Origin of the sequence: Caballeronia pedi, assembly GCF_001544915.2 — a bacterium.
GTDB classification, from domain to species: domain Bacteria; phylum Pseudomonadota; class Gammaproteobacteria; order Burkholderiales; family Burkholderiaceae; genus Caballeronia; species Caballeronia pedi.
The window spans coordinates 422,997-440,755 of sequence record NZ_FCOE02000002.1 but is presented as its reverse complement, the minus strand read 5'-3'; the positions used below and the strand labels follow the sequence as shown (position 1 = coordinate 440,755).

Genomic DNA, 17,759 nt, shown 5'->3' with positions numbered 1-17,759 from the left:
GCGTCCTCGCTCGATCAATACTCGATGTCCGAATCCAGTGGGTATACAGGCCGGCTGAGGTTTTCGAACGAAAAGAGTCCGTAATCGGAACTCGTGACGCCGCGGCTGTCGCACTCGACGAGCCCGCCCGCGATCGGCACGAACACGGGACGGCAATACATGCGCGACTTGAGGATCAGAAACCGCGCGCCACGCGGATCGATACCCACGCTCTCGAACACGCCCAGATCCCACGGCTCGTGCGTGCGCTCCGTCACGAGGATGCGCGCCGCCGCCGTTTCGAGCACGGCCGCGCGCCCCATGTATGCGCGCTGTCCCGTGTAGGTCGGCCCGCTGATGATGTACTCGCCATCGGTCAACGCGCGCACGACGCCCGTCACGTCGAGCGGCGGCTTGCCGCGCGAGGCCACGCTCGCGAGCTTGTTGCCGATGCCGATCGTGACCGTCGCGCCCTCGCCTGCTTCGAAGAGCTTCGCCACCGCTTCGGGATCGCACAACGGTCCGACGACGATGCCCTCGAGTCCTTGCTTCAACGCCTCTTCGAGCGCGTCCGTGGTATCGCAGGTTCCCCCTGACATGCAGTTGTCGCCGTGATCGAGCAGCAATACGGGCTTGTCGGTTTCGCGCGCGAGCGCCGCACCTTCGCTGATCGACTGCGCGAGCGGCGCGCTTCGATAGACGAACTCGTCACGCTCGGCCCAGATCTGCCGGGCGATGCGATCCGCGATTTCCTGCGCCTTCGTGCGCTCTCCGTTTGCGACCACAACGACGCTGATGCAAGGCGCAGCGATATCGGCAAGCGAGAAGCCCGACAGCACCGACACGGCCAGCACGCCATCTTCGCGTTCGGCAGCGCGAGCGGCATCGACGGCGCGTTTCATCGCGCCATCGGCGGTCGAACTTCTGAGCGTATGCGTGAGCAACGGCGGCTGCGCCCATGCGATCACGGGCTTCGCATCGCCATGAATGAGATCGAGCAGCAGCCGCGCCGCATGCTCGCCGCTCTCGTACATGTCGACATGCGGATACGTTTTGAAGCTCGTTATCACATCCGCGTTGTCGATAATCTTCTGCGTGACGTTCGCATGCAGATCGAGCGATACGGCGATGGGCGCGTGCGGCAGCGCGCGTCGCACGCGTTCGAGCAGATCGCCTTCACCGTCGGGTGAATTTTCCGCCACCATCGCGCCATGCAGATCGAGCATCACCGCATCGCAGCCGTGCGCAGCATCGACGATCGAGTGGCAGATCGCGTCGTAAGCGGCGGCAGCCACGCGCCCGCTCGGATTCGCCGATGCCGATATCGGCGTGACGATCTCCGCGTGTTCGCGCTTCGCCGCATCGATGAACGCGGACATCGCCGTGCGCATGCCGGCGTTCTCGCGATACGCATCGTCGCCATAACAGGGGCCGTCGCGTCCGAACGCTTCGAGCGGCGTCGCGACAGGCGAGAAGGTATTGGTTTCGTGATTCATCCGCGCGATGAGAAACTTCATGCCGCTTCTCCCGCCGCGCGCAGCATCACTTGCAGCAGCACGTTGCAGCCCGCTTCGAGATGATCGGAACGTGCATCCTCGATCTCGTTGTGACTGATGCCATCCTTGCACGGCACGAAGATCATCGCGGCCGGCGCCACGCGCGCGAGATACACCGCGTCGTGTCCCGCGCCGCTCACGACATCCATCGACGTGAAGCCGAGCGTGCCCGCACTCTCGCGCACCGAAGCGACCAGTGAGGCATCGAACGGTTGCGGCGCAAAGTAGACAACTTCGTCTACCGTGACCGGCAAGTCCGCCTGAGCGCATGCCTCGCGCAACGCGCGGTCCATTTCGAGCAGCGTCGCATCGTCGGCGGCGCGCAAGTCGACCGTCAGCTTCACGCGCCCCGGAATCACGTTGCGCGAGTTCGGATGCACGTTCATCCAGCCTACCGTGCCCCGTCCATGCGGCGCGTGATCGAGCGCGATGCGGTTGACCGTGCGGATCAGGTCAGCGGCGACGAGCAGTGCGTCGCGCCGCAGTTCCATCGGTGTCGGACCCGCGTGCGCTTCCATGCCGTCGATGGTCACGTCGTACCAGCGCTGGCCGAGCGCGCCCTGCACGACGCCGATCACCTTGTCGTTCGCTTCTAGCACCGGTCCCTGTTCGATGTGCGCTTCGAAATACGCGCCCACGTCATGCGCGGGAACGCGTTCGCCCGCATAGCCGATCGCCGCGAGCGCATCGCGCACGGACACGCCTTCGCGATCCGCCTGCTCAAGCGCGTGATCGAGCGTGAACGCGCCCGCGAACACGCCAGAGCCCATCATCACCGGTACGAAGCGCGAGCCTTCCTCATTGGTCCAGACCGCGACTTCGAGCGGCGCAGCGGTACGCACGTCGTTGTCGTTCAGCGTGCGCAATACTTCGAGACCCGCCAGAACGCCATAGTTGCCGTCGAACTTGCCGCCGGTCGGCTGCGTGTCGATATGGCTGCCGGTCACGACTGGCGGGAGATCGTCCCGCGTGCCCGCGCGACGCGCAAAGATATTGCCGATCGCATCGACGCGCACCGTGCAGCCGATCTGCTTCGCCCACGCGACGAACAGATCCCGGCCTTGCCTGTCGAGTTCCGTGAGCGCAAGACGGCATACGCCGCCCTTCTCCGTCGCGCCGATGCGCGCGAGTTCCATCAGACTGTTCCAGAGACGCGCACCATCGATGCGCAATCCGGCATGCGCCGGCATATCATGAGCTTGCATTCGAGGTTCCTGAGCTTGAGTGTTGCTGATCGATGTTCAGACGACGCCGACACCGAGATAACGATCCTTGATCGATTCATCGGCGATGAACGCATCATTTGCGCCTTCATACACGATGCGCCCCTGCTCGATGATGTAATGGCGATCCGCAAGCTGCGTGCACACTTCGAGATTCTGTTCGACGAGCAGAATCGCCACGCCCGCTTTGCGAATCAGCTTCAACTGCGCGACGATCTCTTCGACGATCACGGGCGCGAGTCCTTCCACCGGTTCATCGAGCATCAGAAGGCGCGGATGATTCATCAGCGCGCGGCCGATCGCGAGCATCTGTTGTTCGCCGCCGGAAAGCTGACCGCCGCCGTTCGTGCGCCGCTCTTTCAAACGCGGAAAGATGCGATAGATATCCGCGAGTTGCCACGGCGAATCCTTGCGCGCGCCGAGCCGCAAATTCTCTTCGACCGAGAGCAGCTTGAAGATGCCGCGATGCTCGGGCACGAAACACACGCCGCGCGCAGCGATCTTGTGAGGCGGCAGCTTCGCAAGCTCCGCGCCCTTGAACTTCACGCTGCCCCGTTGCGGCGTCACGACGCCCGCGATGCTTTTGAGCGTCGTCGATTTCCCCGCGCCGTTGCGCCCGAGCAGCGTGACGGTTTCGCCCTCGCCAATTTGCAGCGACACGCCCTGGAGAATATGGCTCTTGCCGTAATAGCCGTGAATGTCTCTGACGTCGAGCATCATGCGCGGCCTCCGGTAATCATGTTGCCGAGATAAGCGCTGCGCACGCGCTCGTCGCCGCGAATATCGGCGGGCTTGCCTTCGACCAGCACACGGCCTTGCTGCATGACCGTGATCGTGTCGGAGATGTCCATCACGATATCCATGTTGTGCTCGATCAGCACGACCGTGTAGTCGTCGCGCAGACTGCGTATCAGATGCTTCATGCTGTCGAGATCGTCGATGCCCATGCCCGATGTCGGCTCGTCGAGAAAGATGGCCTTTGGCCGCGCGGCGAGCGCCATGCCCACTTCGAGGCGTCGTTGCTGACCATGCGACAGCGCGCTCGCTTGCGTCGATGCGAAGCGTTGCAGCGCGAGACGTTCGAGAATGCCATCGACCGTATCGCGATGTTCGAGCACGCCATGCGGCGGGCTCCACGCATTGAGCGCGCGTTTCGAGTCGACACCTTGTGCGGCGAGACGCAGATTCTCGCGCACGGAGAGATTCGCAAACAGGCTCGTCACCTGAAAAGAGCGCGCGATGCCGCGCTTCACACGACGATGATCAGGCTCATGCGTCACGTCGCGGCCATCGAATACGATATTGCCCGACGTGATCGGCACCGTGCCCGTCAGCACGTGAAACAGCGTGGTCTTTCCGGCGCCGTTCGGTCCGATCACGGAATGCACCGTGTTCTTCGCGATGCGCAGGTTCACATCCGTCAGCGCCGCGAACTTGCCATAGCGTTTCGCGACGCCCTTCGCTTCCAGTATCGATGCGCTCATGCCGGCTCTCCCCGATCGCGCCTGAGCGCGCGCCAGATGCGTTCTCCCAGTCCCCACAGACCGCGCTGCATGAAGAGGCTCACGGCAATCAATACGAGCCCGAGCAACAGCAGCCAGCGCGGCCACAGCGTCGACAGCCAGTCGGCGAACAGTACGTAGAACGCCGCGCCGAGAACGGAGGAAAAGAGATTGCCCGTGCCGCCGATGACCGTCATCACGAGAATCATCTCGCTCGTGTGATAGTCGATGTTCGACAGCGGCGCGATGCCCGTCATCATCGCGTGCAGTGCGCCGGCCAGTCCCGTCACCGCGCCCGATACGATGAAAGCGGCGAGCTTGAAGCGTCTGACGTCGTAGCCCACGGCGGCGGCGCGCGCTTCGTTGTCGCGGATCGCGAGCAGCGTGCGGCCGAAGACCGAATGCGACACCCGCAGCATCAGCCAGAACGCGATCAGAAACAGCACGGCGACGAACGCGTAGTACTGCCACGGCGATGCAATCGACACGAGCGGTTGCCCGAAGATCGACAACGCGGGACGCGGGATATCGAGCAGGCCGTTGTCGCCGCCGGTGAGATCGGGCGTCGTGTAGGCGAGAAAGTAGAACATCTGCCCGAAGGCCAGCGTCAGCATCACGAAGTACGCGCCGCGCTGACGAATCGAGAACCATCCGACGAGCGCCGCGGCAATCGCACCCATCACGATCGCGCCGAGCAACGCGGCAGGCACCTGAAGCCCCGACTTCGTGAGTATCAAACCCGCGCTATAACTTCCCAGGCCGAAGAAAATGCCTTGCCCGAAGGACAGCAAGCCAGTGTGACCGAGCAGCAGATTGCAGCCGAGCGCGGCGAGCGCATAGACGAGCACTTCGGTTGCGAGCGATCCGGAACGCATCGTCATCGGCAGAATGCACACGACGATGGCCGCGAGCAACAGGAAGCGATAGCGATGCAACGAATGTCTGTGCGAACGTGGTGGCACGTTCACGTCCAGTGTTTTCGAATCCAGTTTGGCGTTCACGCGGTCCTCCCGAGCAATCCATTCGGACGCAGCAGCAACACCGCAGCCATTGCGACGTAAATCATGAGACGCGCGCCTTCGGGCCATAACGTGCTCATCACGCTTTGCACGATGCCCACCAGCAACCCGCCGACGAGCGCGCCGAGAAAGTTACCCATTCCGCCCACTACGACGACGACGAACGCGACGCCGAGCGCTTCGATGCCCATGAAGGGATCGACACCGCGTATCGGCGCGGCGAGCACGCCCGCGAGTGCCGCCGTGCCCGCGCCCAGCGCGAAGACGAGACTGAAGATGCGCGTCACGTTGATGCCGAGCAGCGACACCATCTCGCTCGATTCGCTACCCGCGCGCACCGCGCTGCCCAGCCGCGTGCCTTCGAGCACCCACCACAGAATGCCCGCCAGCACGGCCGTAAAGGCCATCACGAAGAGCCGGTATTTCGGGTAGATGAAGCTGCCCCACATCACGACGCCATTCAGGATGTCGGGGACCGGAACGTTGTCTCCGAGCGGTCCCCACGCGATGATCGCGCATTCCTGTATCACGAGCGCGAGCCCGACCGTCGCGAGAATATGGAACTCGTGCTGCTGCGCATAGACGTGCCGCAGCACGGCTTTCTCGACGATCCACGCGCACGCGCCGACTACGACTGGCACGACGACGAGCGCGGCCCAGAAGTTCATGGACCACTGCATCGCCTGGTAGCAGAAGTACGCGCCCAGCAGATAGAAAGCGCCGTGCGCGAAGTTCACGAAGCGCAGCAGCCCGAACACGATCGACAACCCGACCGCGAGCAGAAAATACAGCATGCCCACGCCGATGCCGTTCACGACCTGCAACAGATAAACGTTCATGGCCTTGCATCAGAAGAGTGGCGGCGCGAATGCAAGTCTTGCCTGCATTCGCATGAAAACAGCGCGCGTCAGAACATCAAGCTATCAAGCCAGCTTGCATTGTGTCTTGTCGAGCGGCAGGAAGGATTGACCCGAACTGACGATGTCGGCGTAATCGTCCTTGTCCTTCATCTTGCTCTTGGGCTTGCCCTTCAACAGGTAATAGTTCTTCAGCACCTGATGATCGCCCGCGCGTATCTCTTCGGGACCGGTCAATCCTGCGTACTTCATGCCTTCGAGCGCGGCGACGACTTTCTTCGGGTCGGCGGTGCCCGCCTTCACGATGCCGTCGAGCAGAATCTTCGTGCAGATGTACGAGCCTGCGAGGCTGTAGTTCGGGTTCGACTTGTAGGTTGCGTTGACGCGCTTGACGAGATCGTGATTGAGCGGCGTGTCGATCGCATGCCAGTACTGCGCGCCGAAATACACGCCTTCGCAAATGTCAGGACCGAGCGCTTCGAATTGCTCCAGCCCCGACGCCCACGCCATCAGGATCGTGCAGTTGTTCTTCATGCCGAAGCTCACGGCCTGGCGCAACGTGTCCGACGATTGCGAACCAAAGTTCAGGATAAGAAGAACGTCAGGCTTGGCGGCGACCGCATTGGTCAGATAACCGCTGAACTCCTTTTCATTGAGCGAGTGATAGCTATTGCCCACATGCTCGATGCCCTTCTCCTTGAAGATGTTCTTCGCTGCGGACAAGAGTCCGTCGCCGAACACGTATTGCGGCGTGATGGTGTACCAGCGCTTCGCGTTGGGCATCGATTGAATCAGCGGCCGCACCGTCTGCTCGATCGCGCCGAAAGTCGGCACCGACCAGCGGAAAGTCGCGCTGTTGCAATCCTTGCCGGTGAGTTCATCCGCGCCCGCTGTCGTGATGAAGATGCCGTCGGCCTTCTGGGCTTCCTTGCCCATTGCGAGTGCTTCGGAGGAAAGAATGCCGCCCGCGAAATAACGCGCGTTCTTCTGCTGGGCGATTTCCTGCACGCGCCGCACGGCCGTTGCGGGTTTTCCCTCGGTATCGAGCGTCGTATAGGCGAGCGGCTGGCCGAGCACCTTGCCGTATTGATCGATCGCGAGCTTCATGCCGAGATCGGCGTACTTGCCGTTGGCCGCGAACGGGCCGGACATCGGCACCGGGCAGGCGAACTGGATCGGCGAGCTCTGCGCAAAGGCGCTTCTTGACACGAGCGCTTCGATCGATCCTGGAATGGCCGACAGCGCGGCCAGTTTCAACATGTTTCGGCGATTCAAAATTGACGCTCCTTGAAGAAGATGACCCGCGCAGCCGCCCCGCATTATTTTCGTGGTACGTTCGAGCCTCGGCGGGGTTCATCCTATTTATCATGATAAATAGAATGAACCTGATGCTAGGAACAATAAATTCGCGTGTCAATAAGGCAAAATTCCAGTCTGCGTGGCCGCCATGCGTACGCGTATCAAGCAGACAACGACAGGGAGCATCGACATGGTCATGGAGCGTGCAAAACGCGCGGGCGCTGCAATCGAGATCGCGCAACAGTCGATCAAGCAGCCGAAGCGCGCGGATCTCGTCGCGGAAGAGATCAAGCGGCTGATCACGGAAAAGAATCTCAAGCCCGGCGACAAGCTGCCGCGCGAAGTCGAGTTGCAGCAGCTCTTCTCCGTCAGCAAGAGCACGATACGCGAGGCGCTCAAATCGCTCGAAGTGCAAGGGCTCATCAAGGTGACGACGGGCCCGTCGGGCGGCGGCACGATCGTCGAAGTGCCGCTCGATCGCACGTTGCAGCTCTTGCAGAACTATCTGTTCTTCAAGGACGTGACCATCGACGATATCTATACCGTGCGTCAGTTGCTCGAACCCGAACTGGCGGCGGGCGCGGTGCCTCATCTCACCGACGAGGATTTCGCGGCGCTGGAAACGAACATCGCGTGTTGCGACGAACCCGCCGCGGCGCATGTGGATCGCGACATCGTCAGGCAACGTCAGGAAGACGTGAACTTTCACGACATTCTCGCCGCCGCCAATCCCAACCCGTTTCTGCGCTTCACGTGCGAACTCATCAACGAGATGATCCGGCAGCTCATCGAGTTCAGGAACGATACGCCGCAGGCCGAACACGAACGCTTCGGCCGCGCGAACGTGAAGATCCACAAGGCGATCACGGAAGCCGCGCGCGCGCGCAACGCGGACAAGGTGCGCGAACTGATGGTGATTCACATGACCGAAGCGCCGCGCTATGTGAAGCGCATGAAGGGCAAGCTGCGCGGACGGCTCATTCTCGACTCGGAAATCCGCAAGCGCATGGGGGGACGCGGTAGCTGATTCGCGGACGTCCGTGCTGAAACAAAGCGGTGCGACCGACTACAATCGGAAACGCGAATGCATTTCGACCCATGAATCACGGAGTTTTCGACGCAATGCGAGGTGGCGTCGCACAGCGATGGCGTGCCCGGTCGTGCGGGAATGGCGTCATGCGGAGAACCTGAATGCCCGCCAGTTTGAAGGCCGTTCGCAAGACCGGACGCGTGATGAGCCGCCGGCTGATGCGACGCAACAACTCCGCCGCGATGCGCTTCGCCGAAGCGTTCTCGCGGTTTCCGGTGCTCGCCGGACTCATCGGTACCGCCATCGCCATTTCCATGGCGGTGCTGTCGTTCGCCGCGCTCTGGCAGGGACGCGCGCAGGCGTTGCAGAACGCGCATCAGGCGTCGGCCAATCTCGTCGCGACCCTGAGCGCGGATATCGCCCGCAACGCCGAAGCGATCGACCTGTCGCTGCGCACCATCGTGAGCGGCGCGCAAAACCCCGCCGTGATGGCGCTTCCTCCCGATCTGCGCAAGCTCGTTCTGTTCGATGGCGCCACCGGAATGACCTATGTCGGCGGCGCGTTCGTCATGGATCGCGAAGGACGCATCGTGATCGAACGCGATCCTTCGCAGCATGCCGATCTCCTCTTCAACGATCGCGACTACTTCAAGGCTCATGCCGAACACCCCGACGCGAGCCTCTTCATTTCCGGACCCTATGTGTCGCGACTGCGCAAGGGCGTGACCTCGCTCGCGATGAGCCGCCGCATCAACGCGCCCGACGGATCGTTCGCGGGGGTCGCCGTCATCGCGCTGAACGTCGCCTACTTCAGGAATTTGTTGTCGCGCGTGAATGTCGGCCGGTCGGGCTCGGCGTTCATCGTTCAGCAGGACGGCGTGATGATCGCGCGCAAGCCGGCGTTGCCGTCGGATGAGACTGCATACGTCGCGAAATCGCCAACCTTCGCCGCGATGAAGGACGCGCCCTCCGGCTCCTATATCTCCCGCTCGACGATCGATGGTGTACGACGGCTCTACACTTTCCAGCACGTGCCGGGCACGCATCTGATCGCGGCAGTCGCGCCCGCCGAAGACGACGTGCTCGGTGGGTGGCGTGAACGCAGCGTCGTCATCGGTGGCCTGACGCTGATGTTCGGCGGCGGCTTCATCGTCATCTCGTGGCTGCTGGCCATCTCGTTGCGTTCGCGTGCGATCGCGCACGAGAAACTGCAGCGGCTCGCGGGCACGGACGCGCTGACGGGGCTTTCCAATCGCCGCGCGCTCGACCGCCGGCTCGACGAGGAATGGCGCCGTGCGCGGCGTGCCGATCAACCGCTCTCCGCGCTCTTCGTCGATGTCGATTACTTCAAGCTCTACAACGACACCTACGGTCACGCAATGGGCGACGACGCGCTCATCGCGGTGGCCGATTGCATACAGAATTCCGCGAAGCGGCCCGGCGATATCGTTGCGCGCTATGGCGGCGAGGAGTTCGTGATCGTGTTGCCAGGCGCGGCATCGAGCGGCGCGTTCACGTTCGCGGAACGCCTGCGCGTGAAGGTGGAAGAACTGGCGATCCCGAACAGCGCCGCGCCCAAGGGGATACTGACCATCAGCATCGGCTGCGCCACGGCCTCGCCGCGCCTTGCCGACGACGCCCTCAAGTTGCTCAACAGCGCCGACGCCGCGCTCTATCTCGCGAAACGCGCCGGACGCAATCGCGCGATTCATGAAGACAGCGTCGCGAACGGCGGCGGCTGAAGCAGCGCAAAACGTCGGGCGTATCATGCATCATGCATGCTGAATGCAATCGTGCGTTTTGCATGCCGCATTCCCCATGCAATCGACTGCAAACAGAAGGAGAAAGTCCGATGACCGCATCGAACGCCGTACTCGCGATTCTGTTCTCGCTGCTGCTCGGCGCGATGATTCCCGGACCGAGCTTCGTGGTCGTGGCGCGCAACGCCATCGGCATCTCGCGCGCCGATGGTCTCGCGACCGCGCTCGGCATGGGCGTGGGCGGCATCTTCTTCGGCGGCATCGCGCTCGCGGGACTCTATACGCTGCTGGTCGCCGTGGAGTGGCTCTACATCGCGCTGAAGGTCGCGGGCGGCCTGTATCTGATCCATATCGCGTGGAAGATCTGGCGCGGGGCCGTACAACCGATGCACATGCCGAATCGCGACGATGCGCCCGCGCTCACGAGAAGCGCACGCAAATCATTCTGGCTCGGACTCACGACGCAACTGAGCAATCCGAAAACCGCCATCTGGTACGGCAGCATCTTCGCGGCGCTCCTGCCGCAGCATCCACCGCTGTGGTGCTATTTTGTGCTGCCGCCGATGGTCTTCGCGATCGAGACAGGCTGGTACACCGTCGTCGCGCTGGGTTTCTCGAGCCCGCGCCCGCGCGATATGTATCTGCGCGCGAAGAAATGGATCGATCGGATTGCGTCGGGCGTCATCGCGATGCTCGGCTTGCGGCTCGTGCTCACGGCGGGCCGAACCGGTTTGTAATTCGGCATTCAGAACGCAAAAGTCAAAACGCCATCAGGCATTCTGAATGCAAAAAACCGGGGCGCACGAGGTAGCGCACGTCCCGGTCTCCTCTCACAGGCGGCTTCCGAAGCCACGCGTCACAGCGGATGCAGCTTGCCGTCGAGGTCCATCGTCCACTGCGAGCCGTCCTTGAACGTCAGCACGCCGCTATTGGCGTCGATATGAATCGGCCTGCCGGCCGGCTCTTTCTTGTCGCCTCCGACGATGCGGGACATCTCGGAAGAGGTCAGGTCCTCGGCATGTTGCAGATCGTCGAGCTTCAGGTGCGCCATGGGGTTTCTCCTTGCGATGCGTGAGCAAGTATTTGCTTGAATCGAGCGTATGGTGCGCTCGCCATGGTTCTTTGCATCGTGCATGCCAATGAGCGCTACGTCGGCTGCGAGCTTTATGCGGCGGGCTCGTCGACACAAATGCAAGCGCTCCATCGATGCACCGAGTCAGACGCGCGCCAACACAACACGCACGATGCTGTCGGCACCGCGACGACACCGACATCCTTTCGATTGGCTGACACGCATGATCGCGCCGCTCTTTGGCGCAGGACTTGCTTTTATCCGCGCTCACGCATCCGGCGATACGACCGGCACTTGCACATGGAGGAGAGGATGCAAGACGATATCCGCGAGATCGCGACTACCCACGAAGAGCGAGAGAGCGGCTGGCTCATTCCGTCGATCCGCAAGGCGCACGAGCGTTCCGAAACCTTCGGCCTGAATGCGTCGACACGGCCCGACTACGACGTGCTGACCGAAGGCGATCTGCTGCTCAAGCTCGAACAGAACCGTGTGCTGTGCGCGCACGCGACGCCGGTGATGGAAACGCTGCGCGAACAAATCGTCAACACGCAAAGCATGATCGTGCTGACCGACGCTCAAGGTCTCATTCTCCATTCGACGGGCGACGATGACTTTCTCGCTCGCGCCGAAAAGGTCGCGCTGCGCGCCGGCGCGAACTGGGCCGAGGAACGACAAGGGACCAATGCGATCGGCACGGCGATCGCGGAACGCTGCCCGACCGTCGTGCATGGCGCCCAGCACTATCTCGCCGCCAATCGTTTTCTCACCTGTTCCAGCGTGCCGATCCTCGATCCATACGGCGACCTCATTGGCGTGCTCGACGTCACCGGCGATCATCGCAGCTATCATCGGCACACGATGGCGCTTGCGCGCATGTCGGTGCAGATGATCGAGAACCATCTTTTTTCCAGCACGTTTCAGGGCATGCTGCAGATCGCGTTTCACAGCCGCCCCGAATTTCTCGGCACATTGATGGAAGGCATCATGGCCTTCACATGCGATGGACGCTTTCTCTCGGCCAACCGCAGCGCGCAGTTTCAGTTCGGCTTGCCGCTTTCCTCGCTGCGCGCGCATACGCTATCGTCGCTGTTCGGGCTCACGAGCGCCCAACTGATCGATCGTTCGCATGCGAGCCGCGCGCCGCATCTGCCCCTCGACCTCAACAACGGCACACGCGTGTGCGCGCGCGTGCGCCTGAATCGCGCGCCGCTCGCCGAGATGGCTGCCACGCCCGTCGCGACCCGACTCGCGCCGCGCGCATCGTCTACGCGCGATGCTTCATCGAAGCTCGCCTCGCTCGACACCGGCGATACCAAGGTGTCCGCTGTCATCGGCAAGGTGCGCAAGGTCATCGGCAAGGACATTCCGATCCTCATCACGGGTGAAACCGGCACGGGCAAGGAGTTGCTCGCGCAGGCCATTCATGGCGATTCACCGCGCCGCGCGGGGCCGTTCGTCGCGGTGAACTGCGCATCGATTCCGGAGAACCTGATCGAATCGGAACTCTTCGGTTATGAGGAAGGCGCGTTCACGGGCGCGCGGCGCAAGGGCGCGGCCGGCAAGCTCTTGCAGGCGAACGGCGGCACGCTCTTTCTCGACGAAATCGGCGACATGCCGTATCCGCTGCAAGTGCGCCTGCTGCGCGTGCTGCAGGAACGCGTCGTCGATCCGCTCGGTTCGAGCAAATCGATACCGGTCGATGTCGCCATCATCTGCGCGACGCACCGCAATCTGCGCGAGATGATCGAACAGAACCGCTTTCGCGAGGACCTCTATTACCGTTTGAATGGACTCGTCGTGAAGCTGCCGCCGTTGCGCGAACGCACCGACCTCGCGACCGTCATCACGAAGATGCTGCATGCCGTGAGCGCCGATGAAGCGTGCTGCATGTCCCTGTCGATCGACGATGAAGTGATGGCGCTCTTCGAGTGCTATGCGTGGCCCGGCAACTTCAGGCAACTGTGCAATCTGCTGCGCACGGCGGCCGCGATGGTGGATGACGATGGCTGCATCCGTCGGGAACATCTACCGGAAGATTTCTTCGAGGACACTCGTGTCGGCGCGCAGGGCCTGTCTGAAGCATGCGTTCCATCGGCGCTTGCATCAGGGCGTCTTCAGGAAGTCACAGCATCCGTGATCGCGGCGGCGCTCGCGCGGCATCGTGGCAATGTCTCGGCCGCTGCACGCGCGCTGGGAGTGTCACGCAATACGATCTATCGCAAGATGCCCGCCTGTTCAACGATGGAGCAATGAGTTGTTCCACTTCGCTACACCCTTGTTCCGAACAGGCACAGCGCGGTCACCATAGCCACGCATCATCGAAACCGAACTGAAAGCCCGCAGCGTGCACATGCACGGTCGATTCATCGAAGGCACGGAGCTTGCATTTTCGAGGTCCGATTGCGAAACGGTTCGCGATCTCACTCGAACATCATCCAGGAGATGAACATGCAATGGACGACACCGGCCTTCACCGATCTGCGCTTCGGCTTCGAGATCACGATGTATATCGCCACACGCTGATGCTGCGATGAAAGCGCGCCCGGGTCGATCGAACCCGGGCACGTCCCCTTCCTTCTGCTCCACATGAACACCACGACTGCGCCTACGCGGCCACGCTTGCGCGCGCCACTGAAGCTGCATTGGCATGCGGACATGAGCACATGCGAGATCGTGCATCCGCGCGGCAGCGTCGAACTCAATCGCAGTGCGGGCGAGATACTCGCGCGCTGCGATGGCACGCGCGAACTCGACGACATCATCGGCGAGATTGAAGCACGCTTCCGCACATCGGGACTTGCCGCGGATGTGTATCGCTTCATCGATGAAGCCCGCCGCCTCGGCTGGCTCGACTGAACCCGCACTGTCACATCGGGCAACACGCCAGATGTCTCACTGCTCCACGATGCAACACACGAACATCGACGCCGCATGGCGGGCGTGTGCATGGCTTCGTCCATGAGATCCGCATGCGGCAAGGCACGCACGCGCATGCATCGCCAATGGCACATGACTTGCCTTGATGACGTCGCAACCGTTTCGGATCGCTATCTAGATTCAGTAAGACGTCGCACCGATAATACTCAGGAGACAACGATGAAGATTCGCTTCAGTCCGGCAATGCGCATCGCGGCCCTTGCTGCGGGTGTCAGTGCCTCATTCGCGCTCGCACAGCATCAGGCCATCGCAGCGAGCGGCACGCCTGCGCAGTATCCGGAGGTCAGCTATGAACGTCTCACCAGCGCGCAGGACGATCCTGGTTGGCTCACCTACTACCGCACGTATAACGGTCACGGCCACTCACCGCTCAAGCAGATCGACACGACGAATGTGAAGGGCTTGAAGCAGGCATGGAGCTACAAGTTTCCCAAGGACCTGCAGCAAGGCTTCGAAGCGACGCCCATCGTCAACGGACGCTTTCTGTTCGTGACGACGCCCAAGGACAACGTCTATGCCTTCGATGCCGCAACCGGCAAGCAGCTCTGGAAATACGAGCCGAATCTCGACGCAAAGTCGTTCAAGACCGCGTGTTGCGATGTGATCAATCGCGGTGTCGCCTTATACGGCAAGAACGTCTATGTCGCGATGCTGAACGGCGAAGTGGCCGCGCTCGATGCGCAAACGGGCGCGCTCGTATGGAAGAAGGCGATGTTCGATCCGGGCACCGGCTATGCGTTCTCGCTTGCGCCGCTCGCGCTGGATGGTGCGCTCGTCGTGGGCAGTGCGGGTGGCGAGTACGGCGCGCGCGGCTTCATCGCGGCACTCGATCCGAACGATGGCAAGGTGCTGTGGAAACGCTTTACCGTGCCCGGCGCGAAGGAACCCGGCGGCAACACCTGGCCCGATGGCATGCAGGAACATGGCGGCGCACCCGCATGGCTCACCGGCACCTATGATGCCGCGAGCAAGACCCTCTACTGGGGCGTCGGCAACCCGGGACCATGGCTCGCGGATCTCCGTCCCGGCGACAATCTCTATTCCGATTCGCTGCTCGCGCTCGATCCGAAAACGGGCGACCTCAAGTGGCACTATCAATACACGACGCATGACACCTGGGACTATGACGGCGTGAACACGCCCGTGCTCGCGAACATCAAGTATCAAGGCAAGGACTACGATGCGATCATTCACGCGGACCGCAACGGCTTCTTTCATGCAATCGATCGCAGCAATGGCAAGCTGATCTATGCACGGCCCTTCGTCACCGCGACATCGGTCACGGGTTACACGGACGATGGCAAGCCGATTCAGGATGCGTCCAAGTATCCGAAGACGGGCACGACCATTGAAACATGTCCGAGTTTTCTGGGCGGCAAGAACTGGTGGTCCGTTTCATACGATCCGCAAACGCATCTCGCGATCGTGCCCGCCTTGCATGCGTGCATGTCCTTGTCGGGCAAGTCGGTGACCTACATGGAAGGTCTGCCCTATCTCGGCGAAGGCTTCGAGATCAAGCCTGAGCCCAACAGCAAGGGTTACGGCGAGTTGCAGGCTATCGATGTCGATACCGGCAAGAAGGTCTGGAGCCACTGGAGCAAGCTGCCGTGGAACGGCGGCGTCGCGACGACGGCGGGCGGTCTCGCATTCAGCGGCTCGCTCGACGGCCATCTCTATGCGTTCGACGAAAAGACCGGCAAGGTTTTGTGGCAAAGCCCCAAGCTCGCGAGCGGAATCATCGCGCAGCCTTCAGTGTATGAGATCGACGGTAAGGAATACGTCGCGATACTCGCGGGTTACGGCGGCGCGAATCCGATCTGGGGCGGCCCGATGGCGAAGGCCGCCGACAAGGTCCCGCGCGGAGGCACGCTCTATGTGTTCGCGCTCGATCGCACCTGACCCCTCCTGATCGAGCCGCGAGCGCGCATCGTCGTGTGCTCGCGGTGTTCATCGACCTCATCGGACGCTTCGACATGAATCAATCCCTCAACTCCATTCGTGCCGTGGGCATGCTGGCCGCATGCATCGCGCTGGCCCCATCGGCTTCTGATGCCGCCGTGAAGATCTGCACGTTTCCCGGCAGTCCGTCGGCGTCGCTCGATCGCGCCGTCGCGCAGGCGGTCTTCGCGCGCGCCAACATCCCCGCGACGTTCGTCGCCGACGGCATCGGCGAAGGCGACGACGATGGCGTGTCGCTCAAGGAGCTCGACAAGACACTCGCACGCGCATGCGATGTGATCGCCGGCTTCCCGCGCTCCGCCGTCGCCGATGCGTCCGGCGGCAAGATGCAGTTTTCGCGCGGCTATCTGCGTGCTGGCTATGTGAGCATCGAAGCACCGGGCGCGGAATTGAAAGACGCCGCGAAGCGCACGGTCGCCGCGACTTACGCAAGCCCCGCGCAGTTGATCGCGGTGCAACAGTCGGACGTGACGCTCGATCTCGAGAACACATCGGCATCGACCGTAGACGCGGTAGCGAGTGGACGCGCGCAACGCGCGATCGTCTGGTATCCCGCCGTCGTCGCGTATCGCATCGCGCATCCGGAGCACAGCTTCACGGTTGCACGCGCGGAATCACCGTATGCGGACTGGCATCTGGCATTCGCATTCAGCGATCGAAGCGCCGCGTTTCGCGGACGCATCGACGATGCGCTCAAGGCAATGACCAACGATGGCCGCTTGCAGGCGCTGACGAAGCAATGGAGCTTGCCCGCGCAAACCGCTTCGGCTGCGCGTTATCTCGACACGCCGTCGCCAGCATCGTCCACGCATTCGGGCATCATGCTCGCCGATGCGAACGCAGCGCGCGCGGGACGCTTCATCAAGGTGGCAAACGAAGGCGCCGTCGAGCCGCCCACATTCGAGCAGGCGCAAACGACGCACGGCAAGACGCTCTATTCGAGTTCGTGCGCGAAGTGCCACGGCGTGCAACTTCAGGGCATGACGGCGCCTGCGTTGCAGGGACCTTCGTTCGCGCCGCCATCGAACTCGCATCTCACCGTCGGCGGCATCTTCACCTACATGGCGACCAACATGCCCGCGGATCGTCCCGGCAAGATGAAAGATCAGGACTATGCGGACATCATGGCGTTCCTGCTGATGTCGAACGGCTACAAGCCGGGTGGATCGAAGATGACGGCCGACAGCGCGCGCGCGTCGAAGCTGCCGCTGAACGCGGGACCCGCCCGTTGAAATCGTCGACTTGAATACATCACAACGTGACATATAATCAAAATGTCGCGTGGGCGGATCGATTTGGGCCGCGGCGTGATGCAATGCGCAATTCGGCCGGCTCGCGCCGGCAGGAGGCCAGCGTCGTGCTGATCAACAATGATTTCGAAATCGGCTATCTTGTCGTGGTTTTCGCTTTGCTCGGCGTCATCCTGATCGGCGCGCTGCTCACGGCGCTGCATCTGGATCGCTGGCATCCGAAGCTCATCAGCGCAGCCATCGGGGCGCTACTCGGGCTTGCGCTGATCGAAGCGGTGCCAATACTCACCTGACGGCACACCCTGACGTTTCG

General features: G+C 62.2%; 17 protein-coding genes. 9 read left to right on the top strand and 8 right to left on the bottom strand.

The features are described from left to right. Positions 1–14: 14 nt before the first annotated feature. The 7 genes from AWB80_RS04570 to AWB80_RS04540 all read right to left on the bottom strand — a co-directional run bounded on the left by AWB80_RS04570 (position 15) and on the right by AWB80_RS04540 (position 7,411). On the bottom strand, positions 15–1,496 hold the full coding sequence (locus AWB80_RS04570) for a M81 family metallopeptidase (protein WP_061173423.1): 1,482 nt from the start codon (positions 1,494–1,496) through the stop codon (positions 15–17). Further along, entirely contained in the window at positions 1,493–2,740 is a 1,248-nt protein-coding gene (locus AWB80_RS04565) for a Zn-dependent hydrolase (protein ID WP_061173422.1), read from the bottom strand. The genes AWB80_RS04570 and AWB80_RS04565 overlap by 4 nt, the downstream gene beginning before the upstream one ends. A 36-nt stretch (positions 2,741–2,776) precedes the next feature. After that, positions 2,777–3,478 carry an ABC transporter ATP-binding protein gene (locus tag AWB80_RS04560; RefSeq protein WP_061173421.1) on the bottom strand — a complete coding sequence of 234 codons (702 nt, stop codon included), beginning with the start codon at positions 3,476–3,478 and terminating at the stop codon, positions 2,777–2,779. Continuing rightward, positions 3,475–4,242 (bottom strand): ABC transporter ATP-binding protein, encoded by a 768-nt coding sequence (locus AWB80_RS04555; protein WP_061173420.1) that lies wholly within the window; start codon positions 4,240–4,242, stop codon positions 3,475–3,477. Before AWB80_RS04555 ends, AWB80_RS04560 begins: the two co-directional genes overlap by 4 nt. Further along, positions 4,239–5,261, bottom strand: a complete 1,023-nt coding sequence (locus AWB80_RS04550; RefSeq protein ID WP_061173419.1) for a branched-chain amino acid ABC transporter permease — start codon at positions 5,259–5,261, stop codon at positions 4,239–4,241. The genes AWB80_RS04555 and AWB80_RS04550 overlap by 4 nt, the downstream gene beginning before the upstream one ends. Next, complete coding sequence (locus AWB80_RS04545) at positions 5,258–6,118, bottom strand: branched-chain amino acid ABC transporter permease (RefSeq protein WP_061173418.1); 861 nt, start codon at positions 6,116–6,118, stop codon at positions 5,258–5,260. The genes AWB80_RS04550 and AWB80_RS04545 overlap by 4 nt, the downstream gene beginning before the upstream one ends. 84 nt (positions 6,119–6,202) lie before the next feature. Continuing rightward, a complete protein-coding gene (locus tag AWB80_RS04540) occupies positions 6,203–7,411 on the bottom strand; it encodes an ABC transporter substrate-binding protein (RefSeq protein WP_061173417.1) in 1,209 nt (402 codons plus the stop codon). A 214-nt stretch (positions 7,412–7,625) separates the two neighbouring features. Between AWB80_RS04540 and AWB80_RS04535 the strand changes: the two genes are divergently transcribed. The 3 genes from AWB80_RS04535 (at position 7,626) to AWB80_RS04525 (ending at position 10,962) form a co-directional block, all read left to right on the top strand. Continuing rightward, positions 7,626–8,462 carry a FadR/GntR family transcriptional regulator gene (locus AWB80_RS04535; protein ID WP_061173416.1) on the top strand — a complete coding sequence of 279 codons (837 nt, stop codon included), beginning with the start codon at positions 7,626–7,628 and terminating at the stop codon, positions 8,460–8,462. Between the two features lie 164 nt (positions 8,463–8,626). Next, the gene (locus AWB80_RS04530; protein WP_244206390.1) at positions 8,627–10,207 is read left to right on the top strand and encodes a GGDEF domain-containing protein; all 1,581 of its coding nucleotides are present in this window, start codon (positions 8,627–8,629) and stop codon (positions 10,205–10,207) included. Between the two features lie 110 nt (positions 10,208–10,317). Beyond that, on the top strand, positions 10,318–10,962 hold the full coding sequence (locus tag AWB80_RS04525; RefSeq protein ID WP_061173415.1) for a LysE family translocator: 645 nt from the start codon (positions 10,318–10,320) through the stop codon (positions 10,960–10,962). Between the two features lie 119 nt (positions 10,963–11,081). Here the strand turns inward: AWB80_RS04525 and AWB80_RS04520 are convergent, their stop codons facing one another. Then, on the bottom strand, positions 11,082–11,276 hold the full coding sequence (locus AWB80_RS04520; RefSeq protein ID WP_061173414.1) for a hypothetical protein: 195 nt from the start codon (positions 11,274–11,276) through the stop codon (positions 11,082–11,084). A 333-nt stretch (positions 11,277–11,609) separates the two neighbouring features. Between AWB80_RS04520 and AWB80_RS04515 the strand changes: the two genes are divergently transcribed. From AWB80_RS04515 to AWB80_RS04490, 6 genes are all read left to right on the top strand, one after another. Continuing rightward, the gene (locus tag AWB80_RS04515) at positions 11,610–13,553 is read left to right on the top strand and encodes a sigma-54-dependent Fis family transcriptional regulator (RefSeq protein ID WP_061173557.1); all 1,944 of its coding nucleotides are present in this window, start codon (positions 11,610–11,612) and stop codon (positions 13,551–13,553) included. A 195-nt stretch (positions 13,554–13,748) separates the two neighbouring features. Further along, the gene (gene pqqA / locus AWB80_RS04510; RefSeq protein ID WP_008347847.1) at positions 13,749–13,823 is read left to right on the top strand and encodes a pyrroloquinoline quinone precursor peptide PqqA; all 75 of its coding nucleotides are present in this window, start codon (positions 13,749–13,751) and stop codon (positions 13,821–13,823) included. Between the two features lie 63 nt (positions 13,824–13,886). Continuing rightward, complete coding sequence (gene pqqD / locus AWB80_RS04505) at positions 13,887–14,156, top strand: pyrroloquinoline quinone biosynthesis peptide chaperone PqqD (protein WP_061173413.1); 270 nt, start codon at positions 13,887–13,889, stop codon at positions 14,154–14,156. Between the two features lie 240 nt (positions 14,157–14,396). Then, positions 14,397–16,136: a methanol/ethanol family PQQ-dependent dehydrogenase gene (locus AWB80_RS04500; protein ID WP_061173412.1), complete on the top strand. Its 1,740-nt coding sequence runs from the start codon at positions 14,397–14,399 to the stop codon at positions 16,134–16,136. Positions 16,137–16,210: 74 nt separating this feature from the next. After that, positions 16,211–17,428 carry a c-type cytochrome gene (locus AWB80_RS04495; protein WP_061173556.1) on the top strand — a complete coding sequence of 406 codons (1,218 nt, stop codon included), beginning with the start codon at positions 16,211–16,213 and terminating at the stop codon, positions 17,426–17,428. Positions 17,429–17,553: 125 nt separating this feature from the next. Further along, on the top strand, positions 17,554–17,739 hold the full coding sequence (locus AWB80_RS04490) for a hypothetical protein (RefSeq protein ID WP_061173555.1): 186 nt from the start codon (positions 17,554–17,556) through the stop codon (positions 17,737–17,739). The last annotated feature ends 20 nt before the right edge of the window (positions 17,740–17,759 follow it).

Coding starts and splice junctions, on each gene's coding strand:
- AWB80_RS04570 (WP_061173423.1), bottom strand. CDS start 1,496: ATGAAGTTTCTCATCGCGCGGATGAATCACGAAACCAATACCTTCTCG.
- AWB80_RS04565 (WP_061173422.1), bottom strand. CDS start 2,740: ATGCAAGCTCATGATATGCCGGCGCATGCCGGATTGCGCATCGATGGT.
- AWB80_RS04560 (WP_061173421.1), bottom strand. CDS start 3,478: ATGATGCTCGACGTCAGAGACATTCACGGCTATTACGGCAAGAGCCAT.
- AWB80_RS04555 (WP_061173420.1), bottom strand. CDS start 4,242: ATGAGCGCATCGATACTGGAAGCGAAGGGCGTCGCGAAACGCTATGGC.
- AWB80_RS04545 (WP_061173418.1), bottom strand. CDS start 6,118: ATGAACGTTTATCTGTTGCAGGTCGTGAACGGCATCGGCGTGGGCATG.
- AWB80_RS04535 (WP_061173416.1), top strand. CDS start 7,626: ATGGTCATGGAGCGTGCAAAACGCGCGGGCGCTGCAATCGAGATCGCG.
- AWB80_RS04530 (WP_244206390.1), top strand. CDS start 8,627: ATGCCCGCCAGTTTGAAGGCCGTTCGCAAGACCGGACGCGTGATGAGC.
- AWB80_RS04525 (WP_061173415.1), top strand. CDS start 10,318: ATGACCGCATCGAACGCCGTACTCGCGATTCTGTTCTCGCTGCTGCTC.
- AWB80_RS04520 (WP_061173414.1), bottom strand. CDS start 11,276: ATGGCGCACCTGAAGCTCGACGATCTGCAACATGCCGAGGACCTGACC.
- AWB80_RS04515 (WP_061173557.1), top strand. CDS start 11,610: ATGCAAGACGATATCCGCGAGATCGCGACTACCCACGAAGAGCGAGAG.
- pqqD (WP_061173413.1), top strand. CDS start 13,887: ATGAACACCACGACTGCGCCTACGCGGCCACGCTTGCGCGCGCCACTG.
- AWB80_RS04500 (WP_061173412.1), top strand. CDS start 14,397: ATGAAGATTCGCTTCAGTCCGGCAATGCGCATCGCGGCCCTTGCTGCG.
- AWB80_RS04495 (WP_061173556.1), top strand. CDS start 16,211: ATGAATCAATCCCTCAACTCCATTCGTGCCGTGGGCATGCTGGCCGCA.